The organism is Desmospora activa DSM 45169, from assembly GCF_003046315.1.
In the GTDB taxonomy this organism is placed as follows: domain Bacteria; phylum Bacillota; class Bacilli; order Thermoactinomycetales; family DSM-45169; genus Desmospora; species Desmospora activa.
This window is the reverse complement of sequence record NZ_PZZP01000002.1, coordinates 366,041-380,910: the sequence shown is the minus strand read 5'-3', so window position 1 is coordinate 380,910 and position 14,870 is coordinate 366,041. Positions and strand designations below refer to the sequence as shown.

Genomic DNA, 14,870 nt, shown 5'->3' with positions numbered 1-14,870 from the left:
TGGAGAATTTATTTTGACGGTCGCACGGAAGCATCCTTACGGGATGATCCCATGATCCAAGAAGCGGCTACGATGTTGCGAACAGGAAAACTGGTGGCGTTTCCGACAGAGACGGTTTATGGCTTAGGGGCCAATGCTGCCGATGAAACAGCGGTTCAATCCATTTTTACGGCAAAAGGACGCCCGGCGGATAACCCTTTAATCGTTCATTTTGCGGATGAAGCTGCTGCTATCGGCTGGATACTGGAAATGCCGGAAAACGGGCATCGCTTGGCCTCTGCTTTTTGGCCGGGGCCGCTCACCCTTATCGTGGAACATCTTGGCACATTGGCTCCCGCTGTTACGGCAGGATTGCCGACAGTGGGGGTGCGGGTGCCCGCTCACCCGATAGCGCAAGCGCTGCTGTCACAGGCGAGAGTACCAGTAGCCGCTCCCAGTGCAAACCGTTCCGGTAAGCCCAGTCCTACCCAGGCCGAGCATGTGTGGAAGGATTTAAACGGGCGTATCCATGGCTTGATAGACGGTGGCCACTCCGGTGTGGGGGTAGAGTCCACCGTTGTTGACGTGACGGGGCCGGTTCCACTCCTGTTGCGACCCGGTGGTGTAACCCTGGAGCAAATGCGACAAGTGGTCGGCTCCGTTGCAGTGGATCCGGGGTTACAGGGAGTGGCGATTCCGCGCTCTCCCGGTGTGAAGTATCGCCACTACGCACCTCAAGGGGAGATGTGGGTGGTGATCGGAAACGGAGAGGCCTTGGTGAAAAAAATGCAGTCCATGGCGGATGATGGAAGAGCCAGGGGTTATACAGTGGGAATCCTGACCACAGAAGAACATCGTAATCGCTATCGTGCTGATTACGTTTTGACATGCGGAAGTCGCTCCAACCCCGCCAGCGTAGCCAGATACTTGTTTGATACGCTTCGCCGCTTCGATGAATTGGGAGTGGAGTGGATTATTGCAGAGGGATTTGAGGAGGAAGGCCTCTTTGATTCGGTGATGAACCGTTTAAGCAAGGCAGCGGAGGGACAGGTGATTGATCTGGGGGAAGGTGACATTTAACCTTTTTGCGTCAGCAGTCTCCCACCCTTATGCACATGAAAGTGTCTGGACTCCTGGGGGTATGAAAACCCTGCTTCTTAGCGTTAGTATTGGCGGTCTTCTCCCTTATTCGGAATACGCTAATGAACTAACGGAATATCCTATCCGTTAAAGCCGCCAGAGGTTATTATCCTTGGCGGCTTTATAACGGAGACGGGAATCGGGCCCTGGCTACTTTGTCATCTATCCCGGTTCTTTTTTTGTACAACCCCGCATAGTTTCTAAGACAAGCATCCGGACAGGGGAGGAGTGGGGATGGAGTGGGCGCTGCCGCAGTGGGGGCAACTGATCACCCTGTTTATAATAGCGACTGCGATGGGAATGGATGCTTTCTCCTTAGGTCTGGGAATGGGGATGCGGGGAATTCTTTTGCGGCAGGTGATGCTGACCAGTGTAAGTGTCGGCTTTTTTCACATGTTTATGCCGATGGTGGGCATTGCCATTGGACGGATTTTGGGGGTGTTGGTAGAACAGATTGCCGTGATGATCGGTGGCGGACTTCTCATTTTTCTAGGGATCAATATGGTGTATCAAGCTTGGGGGAAGAGTCGAGCAAACACTTCCAATAACACGGCTAACGTCTCCTCGATATGGGGGGTTCTTCTCTTTTCTCTCAGTGTCAGTCTGGATTCCTTGTCTGCCGGCTTTTCCCTGGGGCTGTTTGAAGTGGATACGATATTGGCGGTGTTGTTGTTTGGTTGGATCAGTATGCTGATGGCGGGTACGGGCTTGTTGTTGGGCCGCCATGTGAGCACATGGATTGGCGGTTATGGGGAAGCGGTGGGGGGGATGATTTTGATCGGACTGGGATTGCGGTTTTTAGTGTAAGCGAAAGAGCGATGCTTACAATCGTCGTTTGCAAGGGAATCCCTGTGGCGCCGGTGGGCGTTTTTTTATTTTTCCAGCGGAAAAAGGAGGAAGGGCTTGCATATTGGCGGCCTGCCTTGAGAAAATGAAAGATATTGAGGAAGCGGATGAGACGGATGGTGGCGACGATGAAAGGAGGGATCGCGTTGAGACGGATTTTGTTTGTATGCACAGGAAATACCTGCCGTAGCCCGATGGCGGAGGCATTGCTCCGAAAAAAGGCAGATGAGCGGGGACTGTTTCTGGAGGTAAAGTCTGCGGGAGTGTCTGCACTCCCTGGTGTCGCCGCATCCTCCCCGGCAGTGGAGGTGTTGGCAGAAAAGGGGATTAACAATCGTGATCATCGATCGCAACCGATGACAAAGGAATTGTTAAAGTGGGCGGATCTGGTACTTACCATGACCCGCAGCCATCATCAGTGGTTGATTCACTCGTATCCGGAGGCGGTGGATAAAGCACACACCCTGAAAGAGTGGGTGTGGAAGCAGGAAGTCGGACAAGAGCAGCGTTGGCAAGAGCGGGACCGCTTGCTGGTGGAACTGGAGACCCGGCGAGCGATGAAAGCACGGGCACAAATGGATGGGGATCAAGAGCGAGTTGTTTTGTTCGATCGGGAATTGCGGAAAATAGCCGAGCGTTTGGAAGAGATTTCAGAAGGGCTCAACGAGCTGCAAGAAGATCCCGATGTGGTGGATCCCTTTGGCGGGGATGTGGATTGTTATCGTCAGACAGCAAAGGAAATGGAGGAATGGATCGAGCGCATGATCCAGTTGCTCCTTTCAGATGGACAGGAACAGCAGGAATAAAGGGAGGCATCAGGGATGCGTGTGATTATTGGATCGGATCATGGCGGATACCGTTTGAAGGAATCCCTTAAAGCGGTGATGGAAAAGCGGGGAATCATCGTCGAGGATATAGGGTGCGATTGCGAGGAATCGGTTGATTATCCCGATTATGCCCTACCGGTGGCCAGTCGGGTCGTATCGGGTGAATTTGACCGGGGTGTGTTGATCTGTGGCACAGGACTTGGGATGTCGATCGCTGCCAATAAAGTGCCGGGTATTCGCTGTGCAGTGGTGAGTGATGAGTTTTCCGCTCGCATGAGCCGCGAACATAATGATGCCAATGTATTAGCCCTAGGCGCACGAGTGGTGGGCCCTGGTTTGGCTGAAACAATCCTGGCCACTTGGCTGGAAGCGGAATTTGACGGCGAGCGTCATCGCCGCCGACTGGACAAGATTGAGAAGTTGGAGGAGACAAAGGCCTGATGTCAGCCGCCATCACAGAAATCTCCAACCGCGTGGCACAACTGACGGAAGAGTTGTTACGCCATATCGGGTTGGATAAACGGCACCTATTGGTGATGGGAGTAAGCACCAGCGAAGTGTCTGGGGCACGGATCGGCACCGCCGGCAGTGATGAAATCGCCCGTGCGGTGTGGGAAGGGGCACGCCGGGTGCAAGATCGTTACGGCTATCATTTGGCCTTTCAGTGTTGTGAACATCTGAATCGGGCGTTGGTGCTGGAGCGGACGACTGCGGAACAGTTTTTGCTCCCGCCTGTGACCGCCGTCCCGGTTCCACGGGCTGGTGGTGCGATGGCCGCTTATGCCTTTCGCCATTTTCAGGAGGCTGTACTGGTGGAATCCATTCAGGCGGATGCGGGGTTCGATATCGGTGATACCTTGATTGGGATGCATTTAAAACCGGTAGCGGTTCCGGTACGTCCGACCGATCCAAGAGTGGGAGCGGCCCATGTCACCATGGCAAAAACCCGCCCCAAACTGATCGGTGGTGCACGGGCGGTATATGTGCTGGAAAATTAAGTTTTTTTGATTATAGCAGCCAAGCGGGATTGGGTTTGATACAATGTGGAATAATCCAAGCAGAAAAAAGGAGGCTTCACTTTGTTGGAACATGTACGCCAGAGAGATCCGGAAGTGACTGCTGCCATCAGTCAGGAGCTGGGGAGACAACAAGGGAACATTGAACTGATCGCTTCGGAAAACTTCGTTAGCCGCGCGGTATTGGAAGCGTTGGGAACCGTTTTGACCAATAAATATGCGGAAGGGTATCCCGATAAGCGCTATTACGGCGGATGTGAATTTGTGGATCAAGTGGAGGAATTGGCACGGGAACGGGCTAAAAAGCTGTTTGGTGCAGACCATGCCAATGTGCAGCCCCACTCCGGTGCCCAGGCTAATATGGCAGTCTATTTCACTGTGTTGGAGCCTGGTGATACGGTATTGGGGATGAACCTCGCCCACGGCGGTCATTTAACCCATGGTAGCCCGGTTAACTTTTCCGGCAAACTGTATAACTTTGTCGCTTACGGGGTGGATGAGGAAAATCATCGCATCGATTATGAAGAAGTACGCCGACTGGCGCTGGAACATAAACCGAAACTGTTGGTGGCCGGTGCCAGCGCTTACCCGCGCATGATTGACTTCGAAAAGTTGAAAGCGATCGCCGATGAAGTGGATTGCCTCCTGATGGTGGATATGGCTCATATCGCCGGATTGGTGGCTACTGGTCATCATCCCAACCCAGTGCCCTATGCCGACTTTGTTACCACCACCACCCATAAAACCCTGCGCGGCCCCCGTGGTGGCATGATTCTGTGTAAAGCGGAATACGCCAAAGCGATTGATAAAGCGATTTTTCCGGGGATTCAGGGCGGTCCGCTCATGCATGTGATCGCCGCCAAAGCGGTCTCCTTTAAAGAAGCGTTGGATGACGATTTTAAACAGTATTCACAGCAGGTGGTGGATAACGCCAACCATTTGGCTGTATCCCTGAAGAAAAACGGCTTCAATCTGATCTCTGACGGTACCGACAACCATCTGATCCTGATTGATGTGCGCAACTTCGGTCTCACCGGCAAAAAGGCGGAAGCCCTCTTGGACGAAGTGGGGATCACCGTTAACAAAAATGCGATTCCTTTTGATCCGGAGAGTCCCTTTGTCACCAGCGGTATCCGCATTGGGACCGCCGCAGTCACCTCCCGCGGAATGGGATTAGAGGCGATGGAAGAGATCGCTTCCATCATGACACAGGTATTAAAAAATCCTGATGATGCCCATACCCAACAGGAAGCACGCCAGCGTGTCGCTTCCCTGACGGCTGCACATCCGCTCTATGCGGAAATGGAAATCTAATCAGGACAAGCTTTGTTGACCGCTCTTCCCTACGGGAGGGCGGTTCAAACTCTATTCGGAGCTGGGGTTAAAGCTAATCCAAGTTGCTCCCGAAGTCAGAGATCGTCGTTTTATCGAGGATCCGCCTGAAATATGGGATAATCGTCCATAAAAAGGAGTCATACCATGAATCCGATTCTTCTGGATTTTCCCCATGAATTTGAAACCGAACGGCTACTGATCCGGTGCCCGTTGCCGGGAGACGGCGCCATGGTCAATGAGGCCATTAGGGAGTCCCATGACGAATTTAAGAAATGGGATGCGTATTTTGTGAACCTGCCACCCGTCGAGGAGTCTGAGGAAAGGGCTCGCCGTGCGCATGCCAAATTTCTGCTCCGAGAAGATTTGCGTCTCTACATGTTCCAGAAGTCATCAGGGCGGTTTGTTGGTAGCACAGGACTTCACCGCATCAATTGGGACGTGGGGCGTTTTGAGATAAACTACTGGATTCGCACTTCGGAATCCGGCCAAGGGTTGGTGACGGAAGCAGTCCATGGCATCGTGCGATGGGCCTCAGACCATTTGAATGCGCGACGCATCGAGATCCGTTGCGATGCTCGAAACTTGCGGAGTCGGAAAGTCGCAGAGCGGGCGGGATTTCACCTCGAAGCGGTGCTCCGCCAAGATGAACCGGACGTCGATGGGCAGCCGAGCGACTCGCCCATTTATGTGAAGTTGCGATTGCCCAATGGGGAGTGGGGATATCCGTCCTGAGCGGGTTTTGGGGCTGGTTTCCCTACAAGTTCGTGCCGCTAATGATGGCGGGGATTCGGGGGCGAATAGGATAAAACCTGTCGCCCTTTTTTATTCTTAAGAGCAACAATCTTTCCGAAAGCAGCCTATTTTTTGTGGAAATTTCCTCTCTGAACTGGTAGAATATTCGCGGGTTTGCATTTATCGCACTTGAGCAAACAATCGGAGTGGGATAAGACCCCTATATTAGGGAGATCGGCCCCAAACCTACTTTGTCAGCATTCTCATCTTACCTTTATTTTTGAAAAGAGGGCATCGTATTGATTACGGAACATTCTCCTTTTCACCGTGAGAAGGAGCTTCCGCATGGGAAACTCCATGTTTTTACCGATGAAGAGAGTTACCACCACTTGGATGAAAATGTGTTTACCATGGCGGACAACAATTTACGCATTCCCCGCAATGTGTATATGAGCTATACTCCCGACGTCCATATGGGGATCGGCACCTGTATCGGGACGACGGCGGTCTGGAACTGGAAAGACGGATTTGTCTCCCCTTCCATTGTCGGTTCGGATATCGGTTGTGGGATGCGGCTTCATCTGACCGGATTACAGGCGGATGATTTAAAAGGGACGGCCGCTAAGCGGGAACTGGTCGCAGTAGTGGAGCGGCATGTTCCCGTCAATGAGCGCTCCACCTCGCGCTATCGCGACATTCGCTTGGAAGAAGTGGTAAAAGAGGGCCTCCATGGATTACCGAAACAATATACTTCCGATTATTCTTCCAAGAAAAAGCGTTCGCTCACACATGTGGAACATGCCCGTTTTCGTTATGATACATCGTTTTTGGAGCGGATTCCCGATAAAATATGGAAGCAAGCCTGGGGGCGGTTGGGAACCCTGGGCGGAGGGAACCATTTTATTGAATTTCAACGGGTGGAAGTGAACGAGGATAAACGGGAAATTGCAACGCGTTGGGGCTTGTTCGACGGACAGATCGTAGTCATGATTCACTCCGGTTCACGGGCTTGGGGTGGAATGATGGGGCCTCGATATGCAAAAGATTGTAAAAAAGCGATGGAGCGATGGGGAGTGGCTACTCCTGATCCCAATCTGGTGTATGCACCGATCGATTCAGAAGAAGGGCAGCAATATATCAACCTGATGTACTCCGCTCTCAATTTTGCCGTAGCCAATCGCCATATGATCGCATATGGTGTGGGACAAGCGTTGACGGACTTCACTGGTTCCAGTGAAAGCATGCCGGTTTTGTACGATCTGATGCATAATTACGCCTTGCAGGAGCTTCACCGTAATCGCTCCATGTTGGTCCATCGCAAAGGGACGACTCGTGCGTTGCCACCAGGTCACCCCCTCAATCCAAATCCTTATCGGGAGACCGGGCACCCGGCATTGATCCCTGGCTCGATGGGGACGTCTTCCTACATCATGATAGGAGAGAAGGAGGGGGAGAAAAACTACTACTCCATCTGCCACGGGGCGGGACGCGTCCGTTCTCGCCGGGCCACAAAAGCACAAGTGTCGGTGGATGCCTTTTCCCAGTCGATGAAGGTAGGAACGGATGAGGAAATTGTGGTGAACCAGCGGACATTGGCTTCCATTCTGGATGAATGCCCACAGGCGTATAAAGATGTGGATGTAGTGATTCGCGCGGTGGAAGGAGCGGGGCTGGCGTCGGTCGTAGCCAAATGCCACCCTGTGGCGGTGATCAAAGGGGTGTAGAGCACGCATACTCAAAAAATCCCTCCCCTCAACCCTTGCCTTTTCAGAGCAGGTAGTACACAATGGGTTGGGACTTTTTGAAGGGAGTGTGAGTGATGGGGAATGTATACGTTTTTGACCATCCGTTGATTCAACACAAATTAACCTATATCCGGGATAAAAACACCGGAACGAAAGAGTTTCGCGAATTGGTAGAAGAGGTATCCGGCCTGATGGCGTATGAAATTACCCGGGAGATGCCGTTGCAAGAGGTAACAGTGGAGACGCCGGTGCAAGAAGCGCGGTGTCAGGTGTTGGCAGGCAAGAAATTGGGGCTGGTCCCGATTCTACGGGCAGGCTTGGGCATGGTGGACGGAATTCTGCGCTTAATTCCAGCGGCCAAGGTGGGACATATTGGACTGTATCGTGATCCTGACACACTGGAGCCGGTTCAATATTATGCCAAGATGCCCTCGGACATCGGGGAGCGAGAGTTGATTGTGATCGACCCTATGTTGGCGACGGGTGGTTCTGCCGCTGCTGCCATCGGGATGATCAAGGAGATGGGGGCCAAAAATATCAAACTGATGTGTCTGATCGCCGCTCCCGAAGGAGTACATCGGGTCCAACAGGATCATCCCGATGTGGATATTTATGTGGCTGCCGTTGACGAGAAACTGGATGAAAAAAGCTATATCGTCCCCGGTCTGGGTGATGCCGGTGATCGCTTGTTCGGCACTCGCTGAACGGATCGAAATGGCTTAACCCCACACCGAAACAAGGGATAGGGGAGTCGTGAAAGATTGGAACGGATTCAAACAACAGCCATCTTCGGCACCCGTCCGGAAGCGATCAAGATGGCCCCGCTCATCCGTCACTTGCAGGAGCGGGATTTGTTTCAAGTGACGGTTTGTGTTACGGGGCAGCACCGGGAGATGCTGGATCAAGTTTTACAATTATTTAAGATCCAGCCGGACGTGGATTTGAATGTGATGACACAGGGACAGGGTTTGACGGCGGTAACTAGCCGTATACTGGAGGGACTGGACGGGCTCTTTAACGAGCAACGACCGGATCTGGTGTTGGTACACGGTGATACGACCACCACTTTTGCCGCTAGTTTAGCGGCTTTTTACCACCGGATTCCGGTGGGGCACGTTGAGGCGGGTTTGCGCACAAAAAAGAAATATGCTCCCTTTCCCGAAGAGGTCAATCGCTGTCTGACTGGTGTGTTGGCGGATTTACATTTTGCTCCGACAAGACAAGCCGCTGATCACTTACTGCAGGAAGGAAAACCGCCAGATTCCATATTTGTCACTGGCAATACCGTTATTGATGCCTTAAAGACGACGGTTCAGGAAAAATTTTTCCATCCGGTATTGGATAGGATAGAGGGGAAGCGGTTAATTTTACTAACCGCCCATCGCCGGGAAAACTGGGGCGATCCGATGGTTCGCATCTTTCGGGCGGTTCGACGCTTGGTGGATCGGCATCCAGATACTGCGGTCATCTTTCCCGTTCATCTCAATCCCACCATTCAGGAAGCGGCCCATCGTCTGCTGGGAGATCATGAACGGATCCATCTGATATCACCCTTGGATGTCGCTCATTTTCATAACTTTATCGCTCGCAGCCATCTGATTTTAACGGACTCCGGCGGTGTGCAGGAGGAAGCGCCGTCCCTGGGGGTACCGGTATTGGTGATGCGTGAGACGACAGAGCGGCCGGAAGGGGTGGAAGCGGGAACACTTAAAGTGGTAGGAACCGATGAGAACCGCTTGTTTACTGCAGGGGATCGGTTACTACGGGGACAGCGGGAACATGAACGAATGGCCCGTGCCGCCAATCCTTATGGAGACGGCTTGGCATCTCGTCGAATTGCGAATGGTATTTTATACTATTTTGGTAAAAGAGAGGAACCGCCAGCTCCTTTTTAAATTGTGACAGATCGTTCATAATCATGGTCACGTAAGCGTTGACAAGGGCGGGAGGGCTTCGGTAGTATGGAACGGGGAAAGATCCAGTGTCATCAACCTTTTAAAAAAACCGCCAGAATTGTATTCCAGCTAATCCTCATCATTCCTGGTCCTGGTTCCTTTTGGGGGTGAGGATTGTGAAGAAAAACACAGACAATCCTTGGCGGATCATGGGTTTGATCGGCACCCTCGGCCTAGAGATCCTATTGTTCGCTTTCCTGGGAATTTGGATCGGAAAGGCATTAGACGAGCGGTGGGGCACCGAGCCAGCGATGCTGCTGATAGGGATCGGAGCCGGGTTGGTACTGGGTTTCCTCAGCGTTATCTATACGATTATCGTCCACTTAAAGGAATGAGCGCATGGACACCTCCCACCCGGTACACCGTCAGATGGTCAGGCTAAACGTTGCACTCCTTTCCACCTTGGCCATCCTCTGGTACCTCACGCCTTTAAAACCCTTTTTTGCGGGGTTGATACTAGGCATTAGCGCCAGTTTCTACTTCACCCTCACATTGTCCCGCCGATTTCGCATGATGCGGTTGCTACTCCAACACCGCTCCAACCGACGCATCGGCACCGGATTTGGTTTTCGGGTGCTGCTGACGGGTGTTCTCGTGATTGTGATCGCCCGCTTTCCTGAACATTTCAGCATTCTCGCATTTTTACTTGGACTCCCGGTAGGCGCGATCATGCTCGCTTGGTTGATGTGGCGGGACGACAGCAAGAATCAATCACAGGTGGAAAGGAGTGAAAGCGATGGAAGAGACACCAAAGGTTGAGCTCTTAGGAATGACATTCGATGTGACGGTTATGATCGCCACCACTTTTACCTGTTGCGTCGTATTCCTGTTAACATTTTTGGCCACCCGCGGTCGCAATGTTCGACGCCCTACCGGTATGCAGAATCTGGTGGAGATGCTGATTCAGTTTTTGCGAAACATGGTTCGTGAAAGCTTTGACAACCGCACAGCGGAAAAGTTTATCGGTTTTGTGGTTACCTTGTTTCTGTTCATTTTCTTTGCCAACCAAATGGGCGTCATCTTGATGGTGACAGCGCATGCACACCATGATTTGCCTACATTGGGGCTGGCGGCGGGGGATCATGTCTCCCTCTTTAAATCACCGACAGCGGACTTTAACGTGCCGGTGGTTATGGCGCTGGCGATTACGTTGTTCGCCCACTTTATCGGGATCGCGCGACATCCGGGAGCCTACTTTAAGGCATATCTCAATCCGATGCACATCATTGAAGAGATCACCAAGCCGCTGACACATGCGATGCGTTTGTGGGCCAACATCTTCGCCGGTGAGATCCTGATCACAATCCTGATCACTTTGGGCGGTCCGCTCATCACCGGGGCTCCTCTGCTGGTGTGGTTAGGCTACTCCGTCTTTATTGGGGCGGTGCAAGCATATGTTTTCACCATTTTGGCTACAATTTACATCTCGCAAAAATACTCCCCGCAACATTGATAAGGAGGAATTGTAAATGGAATTGTTGGGTATCTGCTTAATGTTCGGTTTTGCTGCTCTGGCTGGTGGTCTGGGTAACAGCTTTGTCGTGAGCCGTTTCTTGGACGGTTATGTGCGTCAGCCGGAAGCCGGCGGTCTGTTGGGTCGGATGCTGCTGGGTATCGCATTGGTTGAGGCTGTGCCGATCATCGCTGTCGGTATCGGTCTGTATCTGTTGGTGACGCAAGGATATTTCTAAGAAGATACAGGCAGCAGGGCGGGGAATTTTCCTCCCCGCCTTCCTTGCTGATCGGAACTTTTTATCCATCACAAAGGCCGATTGAAGGGAGTGACCGACCTTGTCGATCGAATTGGGTACCATGCTGTTTCAACTGGGCGCCTTTCTGGTGCTGATGTTGCTGGTGTCCCGCTTTGCCCTCCGTCCCATCATGAGCACGATGGAAGAGCGGCAAAATCACATTGAGAACCAAATCTCGCAAGCGGAGAAAAACCGCGAAGAAGCAGAGAAGCTGGCTGCCGAGCAGCGGGAAGCCTTAAAGCAGGCGCGCCAGGAAGCGCAAGAGATCCTGGAACGGGCTAAGTCGCAGAAAGAGCGGGAAGCGGAAAAAATTCTGCAAGAGGCAAACACTCGCGCACAAAAGATCATTGAAGATGCGACCGCCGAAATCAACCGCGAAAAAGAAAAAGCACTGCATGATCTGCAGGCGCAAGTCGGTGGCCTCTCCGTCGCGCTCGCTTCCAAGATGATTGAAAAAGAGCTGAGCGAAAAAGAGCATTCCCAGCTGGTGGATCGCTATCTCAAACAGGTAGGCGAACTGCAATGAGCATTGTCGCAAACCGATATGCAAAGGCTCTATTTGAAACCGCCTCCGAAAAAGGGGAACTGGAAAGCGTCGAGCGGGAGATTGTCGCGGTGGCCGCCGTCTTTCATGAGAATGCCGATCTGCGTAAATGGTTAGAACATCCCAAGGTGACGGTGGAAGAGAAAAAGAATCTCTTTGCCAAACTGTTTCCGGAGCTGTCGCTATTGACGCGCAATCTCCTCCACCTACTCGTCGAACGGAGACGGGAGTTGGAAGTGGAAGGGATTGCCGCCACTTATCAGCGACTGACAATGGAGCGGCGAGGCGTCGTCGAAGCGGAAGTGGTTTCCGCCGTTCCTTTGGCTGAAGCGGATGAGCAAGAATTGATTGCCGCCTTCCAAAAGCGAATCGGCAAAACGATTCAAATCAAGAATCGCGTGGATTCCGATATTTTGGGCGGTGTCATCGTCAAAATCGGCGACCGTTTGTACGACGGAAGTTTAAAAACCAAGTTGGATCGTTTTCACAAAAACGTCGCCGTCTCCCATGTAGGGAAATAGAAGGATCGGAAAGATAGGGGTGAAATCATGAGCATCAAGCCGGAAGAGATCAGCTCGCTGATCAAGCAGCAGATCGAACAGTACCAAGATGAAATGGAAGTGGCTGATGTCGGTTCCGTCATCCAAGTCGGGGATGGAATCGCCCAGGTCCACGGCCTGGAAAACGCCATGGCGGGTGAGCTCCTCGAGTTCCACAACGGTGTGATGGGCATGGCGCTCAACTTGGAAGAAAACCATGTCGGTGTTGTTATCATGGGTCCCTATGGTGATATTCGTGAAGGGGACGAAGTAAAACGGACCGGCCGCATCATGGAGGTTCCTGTCGGGGAAGCGTTGTTAGGCCGGGTGGTTAATCCCTTGGGACAGCCATTGGACGGTAACGGTCCGATTGAAACCACGGAATACCGTGCGGTTGAATCCTCGGCTCCAGGCGTCATGGATCGGAAATCGGTGCATGAGCCGATGCAGACGGGGATTAAGGCGATCGATTCGATGATTCCGATCGGTCGCGGTCAGCGGGAGCTGATCATCGGTGACCGTCAAACCGGGAAAACGACAATTGCCGTTGATACGATCATCAACCAAAAAGAACAAGATGTGATCTGTATCTATGTGGCTATCGGGCAGAAGCAATCCACCGTTGTCAACGTGGTGGAAAAGCTGCGCAAAGCGGGTGCCCTTGACTACACCATCGTTGTGAGCGCTAACGCCTCCGACCCTGCTCCGCTGTTGTTCCTGGCACCGTATACCGGGTGTGCCATGGGTGAGTACTTTATGTACAACGGCAAGCATGTGTTGGTGGTATACGACGACCTGACTAAACAAGCCGCTGCTTACCGGGAACTTTCCCTGTTGCTGCGCCGTCCACCGGGTCGTGAAGCGTTCCCTGGGGATGTTTTCTATCTGCACTCCCGTCTATTGGAGCGTGCCGCTAAGCTTTCCGATGAAAAAGGCGGCGGCTCCCTAACCGCGCTGCCGTTCATTGAGACCCAGGCCGGAGACGTATCCGCCTATATCCCCACCAACGTGATCTCCATCACGGACGGGCAGATCTTCCTGGAGTCCGACCTCTTCTACGCCGGTGTACGTCCCGCCATTAACGTCGGGATCTCCGTTTCCCGGGTAGGGGGGACCGCTCAGACTGGTGCGATGAAAAAAGCTTCGGGAACGCTAAAATCCGACTTGGCTCAGTATCGGGATCTGCAAGCTTTTGCTCAGTTTGGATCGGATCTGGATAAAGCGACCCAAGCCCGTCTGGCGCGGGGAGAGCGCACGGTGGAAATCCTGAAGCAGGATGAAAACGCACCGCTGCCGGTGGAAAAACAGATCCTCTCGATCTATGCGGTGACCAAAGGCTACCTGGATGACATCGCGGTTGAAGATGTGGGCCGCTTTGAAAAAGAGCTGCACGCATTTGTGGAAAGTGAGCATCCGGAGGCCCTGAAGCGGATTCGCGAACAGAAAAAGATGACCGAAGAAGTGGAAACGGGTCTGAAGGAAGCAATCGCGGACTTCAAAAAAGGGTTTGCTCCTTCTGAAGCCTAATGGAAACGGTTGATTACCGTCGCATCGACGAGGAAAGGCGGTGAAGTAGATGCAGAACATGCGGGATATCAAGCGGCAGATCGGATCCTTTAAAAATATGCGGCAAATTACCAAGGCGATGGAGATGGTTGCTGCCGCCAAATTGCGACGCTCACAAGAAGCGGCGGAATCCTCCCGGCCTTATGTGGAGAAACTGCGTGATGTGATCGCCTCTGTCTCCGGTGCTGCCGAAGATGTCAGTCATCCGATGTTGGTCTCCCGACCCGTCAAGAAGACCGCCTACTTGGTGATCACCTCGGATCGGGGATTGGCGGGTGGCTTTAACGCCAACTTGTTGCGTCAGCTGGTACGCACCTTAAATGAGCGGCATCAGAGTCAGGATGAATATGGGATTTTTATCGTCGGTCGCAAGGGACGGGATTTTCTGCAACGGCGTAATTTCCCGATTATCGCTGAGGTGACCGGGGTACCGGATTCACCGGAATTTAGCGATATTAAGACGATTGCTTCTAAGGCCGTTGAGCAATATGCTGAGGAAACCTTTGACGAATTGTATCTGGTTTACAATGAGTTTATCAACCCGGTTACACAGCGTCCGGTGGAAAAGCGGCTATTGCCTTTGTCCGACTTGAAAGAAGGAGAATCCAGCACGGGAAACTCCTTCTACGAATACGAACCTTCAGCGGAGGAAGTGTTGTCCGTTCTGCTTCCCCGCTATGCAGAAACCTTGGTATACAGTGCGCTCTTGGAATCCAAGGCGAGTGAGTTTGGCGCCCGGATGTCCGCTATGAGCAATGCTACCGACAATGCAAATGATCTGATCGATTCGTTGACGCTACAATACAACCGGGCGCGACAAGCCTCGATCACCCAGGAGCTGTCGGAGATCGTCGCCGGGGCCAACGCTTTGAGTTGATCATCGGCTGTACTTGTG

The 14,870-nt window shown here is 52.5% G+C and carries 18 protein-coding genes; all 18 read left to right on the top strand.

Translation table 11 applies throughout. The annotated features are described in order from the left end of the window. Positions 1-51 precede the first annotated feature (51 nt). The 18 genes from C8J48_RS15100 (at position 52) to atpG (ending at position 14,852) form a co-directional block, all read left to right on the top strand. Positions 52-1,059, top strand: a complete 1,008-nt coding sequence (locus C8J48_RS15100; protein WP_245891259.1) for an L-threonylcarbamoyladenylate synthase — start codon at positions 52-54, stop codon at positions 1,057-1,059. 294 nt (positions 1,060-1,353) lie between these two features. Then, positions 1,354-1,926, top strand: a complete 573-nt coding sequence (locus C8J48_RS15095) for a manganese efflux pump MntP (RefSeq protein ID WP_107728071.1) — start codon at positions 1,354-1,356, stop codon at positions 1,924-1,926. 185 nt (positions 1,927-2,111) lie between these two features. Continuing rightward, positions 2,112-2,771: a low molecular weight protein arginine phosphatase gene (locus C8J48_RS15090; protein ID WP_170105586.1), complete on the top strand. Its 660-nt coding sequence runs from the start codon at positions 2,112-2,114 to the stop codon at positions 2,769-2,771. Between the two features lie 15 nt (positions 2,772-2,786). Next, positions 2,787-3,233, top strand: a complete 447-nt coding sequence (gene rpiB / locus C8J48_RS15085) for a ribose 5-phosphate isomerase B (protein WP_107728069.1) — start codon at positions 2,787-2,789, stop codon at positions 3,231-3,233. Positions 3,234-3,244: 11 nt separating this feature from the next. Continuing rightward, on the top strand, positions 3,245-3,790 hold the full coding sequence (locus tag C8J48_RS15080) for a TIGR01440 family protein (RefSeq protein WP_425430484.1): 546 nt from the start codon (positions 3,245-3,247) through the stop codon (positions 3,788-3,790). A gap of 84 nt (positions 3,791-3,874) precedes the next feature. After that, a complete protein-coding gene (locus tag C8J48_RS15075; RefSeq protein WP_146160513.1) occupies positions 3,875-5,122 on the top strand; it encodes a serine hydroxymethyltransferase in 1,248 nt (415 codons plus the stop codon). Positions 5,123-5,287: 165 nt separating this feature from the next. Next, positions 5,288-5,875 carry a GNAT family N-acetyltransferase gene (locus tag C8J48_RS15070; RefSeq protein WP_107728066.1) on the top strand — a complete coding sequence of 196 codons (588 nt, stop codon included), beginning with the start codon at positions 5,288-5,290 and terminating at the stop codon, positions 5,873-5,875. A 299-nt stretch (positions 5,876-6,174) separates the two neighbouring features. Beyond that, the gene (locus C8J48_RS15065) at positions 6,175-7,599 is read left to right on the top strand and encodes an RtcB family protein (protein WP_245891243.1); all 1,425 of its coding nucleotides are present in this window, start codon (positions 6,175-6,177) and stop codon (positions 7,597-7,599) included. A gap of 95 nt (positions 7,600-7,694) precedes the next feature. After that, a complete protein-coding gene (upp, locus tag C8J48_RS15060) occupies positions 7,695-8,324 on the top strand; it encodes a uracil phosphoribosyltransferase (protein WP_107728065.1) in 630 nt (209 codons plus the stop codon). A 57-nt stretch (positions 8,325-8,381) separates the two neighbouring features. Next, entirely contained in the window at positions 8,382-9,515 is a 1,134-nt protein-coding gene (gene wecB / locus C8J48_RS15055; RefSeq protein WP_107728064.1) for a non-hydrolyzing UDP-N-acetylglucosamine 2-epimerase, read from the top strand. Between the two features lie 176 nt (positions 9,516-9,691). Then, the gene (locus tag C8J48_RS15050) at positions 9,692-9,910 is read left to right on the top strand and encodes an AtpZ/AtpI family protein (protein WP_107728063.1); all 219 of its coding nucleotides are present in this window, start codon (positions 9,692-9,694) and stop codon (positions 9,908-9,910) included. 4 nt (positions 9,911-9,914) lie between these two features. Next, positions 9,915-10,334, top strand: coding sequence for an ATP synthase subunit I (locus C8J48_RS15045; protein ID WP_107728062.1), 420 nt, complete (start codon positions 9,915-9,917; stop codon positions 10,332-10,334). After that, entirely contained in the window at positions 10,312-11,028 is a 717-nt protein-coding gene (gene atpB / locus C8J48_RS15040; protein WP_107728061.1) for a F0F1 ATP synthase subunit A, read from the top strand. The genes C8J48_RS15045 and atpB overlap by 23 nt, the downstream gene beginning before the upstream one ends. 16 nt (positions 11,029-11,044) lie before the next feature. Next, on the top strand, positions 11,045-11,266 hold the full coding sequence (gene atpE, locus C8J48_RS15035; RefSeq protein WP_107728060.1) for an ATP synthase F0 subunit C: 222 nt from the start codon (positions 11,045-11,047) through the stop codon (positions 11,264-11,266). Between the two features lie 100 nt (positions 11,267-11,366). Then, positions 11,367-11,852, top strand: a complete 486-nt coding sequence (gene atpF / locus C8J48_RS15030; protein ID WP_245891242.1) for a F0F1 ATP synthase subunit B — start codon at positions 11,367-11,369, stop codon at positions 11,850-11,852. Next, a complete protein-coding gene (locus C8J48_RS15025) occupies positions 11,849-12,391 on the top strand; it encodes a F0F1 ATP synthase subunit delta (protein ID WP_107728059.1) in 543 nt (180 codons plus the stop codon). The genes atpF and C8J48_RS15025 overlap by 4 nt, the downstream gene beginning before the upstream one ends. Positions 12,392-12,418: 27 nt before the next feature. Beyond that, a complete protein-coding gene (gene atpA, locus C8J48_RS15020; protein ID WP_107728058.1) occupies positions 12,419-13,936 on the top strand; it encodes a F0F1 ATP synthase subunit alpha in 1,518 nt (505 codons plus the stop codon). Between the two features lie 49 nt (positions 13,937-13,985). Then, positions 13,986-14,852 carry an ATP synthase F1 subunit gamma gene (atpG, locus tag C8J48_RS15015; RefSeq protein ID WP_107728057.1) on the top strand — a complete coding sequence of 289 codons (867 nt, stop codon included), beginning with the start codon at positions 13,986-13,988 and terminating at the stop codon, positions 14,850-14,852. The last annotated feature ends 18 nt before the right edge of the window (positions 14,853-14,870 follow it).

Excerpts from the sequence above, each read along its gene's own strand:
- C8J48_RS15100 (WP_245891259.1), top strand. The coding sequence starts at position 52 with ATGATCCAAGAAGCGGCTACGATGTTGCGAACAGGAAAACTGGTGGCG.
- C8J48_RS15095 (WP_107728071.1), top strand. The coding sequence starts at position 1,354 with ATGGAGTGGGCGCTGCCGCAGTGGGGGCAACTGATCACCCTGTTTATA.
- rpiB (WP_107728069.1), top strand. The coding sequence starts at position 2,787 with ATGCGTGTGATTATTGGATCGGATCATGGCGGATACCGTTTGAAGGAA.
- C8J48_RS15070 (WP_107728066.1), top strand. The coding sequence starts at position 5,288 with ATGAATCCGATTCTTCTGGATTTTCCCCATGAATTTGAAACCGAACGG.
- upp (WP_107728065.1), top strand. The coding sequence starts at position 7,695 with ATGGGGAATGTATACGTTTTTGACCATCCGTTGATTCAACACAAATTA.
- C8J48_RS15045 (WP_107728062.1), top strand. The coding sequence starts at position 9,915 with ATGGACACCTCCCACCCGGTACACCGTCAGATGGTCAGGCTAAACGTT.
- atpB (WP_107728061.1), top strand. The coding sequence starts at position 10,312 with ATGGAAGAGACACCAAAGGTTGAGCTCTTAGGAATGACATTCGATGTG.
- atpE (WP_107728060.1), top strand. The coding sequence starts at position 11,045 with ATGGAATTGTTGGGTATCTGCTTAATGTTCGGTTTTGCTGCTCTGGCT.
- C8J48_RS15025 (WP_107728059.1), top strand. The coding sequence starts at position 11,849 with ATGAGCATTGTCGCAAACCGATATGCAAAGGCTCTATTTGAAACCGCC.
- atpA (WP_107728058.1), top strand. The coding sequence starts at position 12,419 with ATGAGCATCAAGCCGGAAGAGATCAGCTCGCTGATCAAGCAGCAGATC.
- atpG (WP_107728057.1), top strand. The coding sequence starts at position 13,986 with ATGCAGAACATGCGGGATATCAAGCGGCAGATCGGATCCTTTAAAAAT.